Origin of the sequence: uncultured Lutibacter sp., from assembly GCF_937891065.1 — a bacterium.
Taxonomy (GTDB): Bacteria; Bacteroidota; Bacteroidia; order Flavobacteriales; family Flavobacteriaceae; genus Lutibacter.
Map to the genome: position 1 here is coordinate 1 of NZ_CALAEQ010000080.1, position 1903 is coordinate 1903.

Sequence of the window (1903 nt, forward strand, 5' to 3'; positions counted from 1 at the left end):
ACATAGCGTTTTCTGTCTCGGAGGTATTAACAAATATTATTATACCGTTCCCATTTTCTCTTAAAAAATATGCGTGGGATATCACTCCCGGATCATTTCCACTATGTCCAATCTTTTCTAAATCTACACTCCAGAAAATACCTTTCCTAAAATCAGATGAAATTGGGTCTTTCATCATTTCTTTATAACTCGTAGCTTCTAATATATTATCCTCACCGTTATAGCCCTGAATCATTGTAATAAGAAACTTACTAAAATCTGTAATGTTGGTCATAAAACCAGCATCGCCATAAGTAATTTGTTCATATTCTGGTGTTGGGTATCCATACCAATATAAAGTGGAAACGTTACTTGGTTGATAATTTTTTGAGGGCCAGCCAGACTTAGTCATTTGCAGTGGGTCAAGTATGTGTTTTTGAACAAATTCAATGTAACTCTCACCACTTACAAGGTCAATAATATAGGCAGCTATATTAGCGCCCATATTGCTATATTTATAGCTGCTTCCCGGAAGGCTATTAGAGAAGTTTTCTTTGCTGTACCAAATTCCATTTTCACTGTATTGATTTTCAATGAAATCGGAAATTGGCATCCATTCATTCATATTGAAAATATCAACAGCCTCTTTTACCTCTTGTTTAGTTTCGTCAGGTAAATCATTATAAAAAGGCGGGATTTGGTCTTTGAATATATATGCTCGGTCATATTGATCACCATCAATAATACTCGAAGTATGGTTTGCGAGTTGCTGGATTGTTATTTTTTCATTTGGAAAATTTGGATTATAAATTTTAAATGGAAGGTAGTCGTTAATGTTATCATTAAGATTTAATTTACCCATTTCTTGTGCTTTCATTAAGGCAACTCCAAGCAAAGTTTTAGAAATTGAAGCAATTGGTTGTATTGTATTTATTGTATAAGGTGTTTTTGCTTCTAAATTAGCATAACCAAACCCTTTCGCATATACGATACTGTCTTTATTGACAATTGCAACAGCAAAACCAACAAGACTACTGTTAATGCTTATTTTATTTAACTTTAGGGTAATTGAATCACCGACATTTTGTGCTCTGATTGATGTGCTAATAGACAGAATAATAGTAAGTAAAAAAAGATTTTTCATTAGAAGGAAGTTTTTTGTTTAAAAAAAGACGAATCGCAGCTTGTTTTGATACTCTACTAAGGGTTTACACCCTCAGCTTCAAAATTTATGGAACCATCTGTTAAGATTAATCCAGTATTGGAGACAGTTATTTTTAAATCTTGCATCCCAGCATTTTGATGCCCATTGATAAAAAATTCATTTTTACTTATTGGAATTAAATATACCTTGTCAATATGATTTGTTTTAACAGCGTCATCCATAAACATTCCTTGTATTTTGTGATCGGCGTTAATACTTAACACGATCCCAATATCAACTGTCTCAAAATGAAATCTGATATGAACATTTTTAACTTCATCGCCTTCAATTTTATAAATATTATACGAAATAAATTTACCTGCGTGTTGTAAAAAATTCGCCCACATTCCCTTTAATTGTCCTAAACCTTCTTCTGTGCCTAAAAACCCTTTCATTTGATCATTCGCATAATTAATAAGCCCTTCAAAATTTTGAGTACTCATTGCATTTGCAAAAAACAAAGCAGTTTCACTGGAGGCATCATGTTCATTTGCATTTCTTGAGAAAGCATACGTAAAAACCGACCAACGTTCTTTACCAGCTGTTTCTAATAAGTAGGTGTTTCCTTTATTTTTTAGGATAAGAAAGTGTTCATTATCCAACTGATAGGTTTTAGTTTCATCAACTATACTATTGTCTATAGTAGTTTTTGGTATTGGTAAATTCTCTATGCTTTTACCTTGTAACAGTGCAATAATTTTATCGGTAATTTCAGGGACA

At 32.4% G+C, this 1903-nt stretch carries 2 protein-coding genes; both read right to left on the reverse strand.

What is annotated here, in order from left to right; translation table 11 throughout:
• Positions 1–1123: serine hydrolase (locus Q0352_RS04695; protein ID WP_299524377.1), on the reverse strand; the 1123-nt coding region annotated here is incomplete at its 3' end.
• A 56-nt stretch (positions 1124–1179) separates the two neighbouring features.
• Positions 1180–1903, reverse strand: a 724-nt coding sequence (locus Q0352_RS04700) for a hypothetical protein (protein WP_299524379.1), incomplete at its 5' end; no start/stop codon positions are given.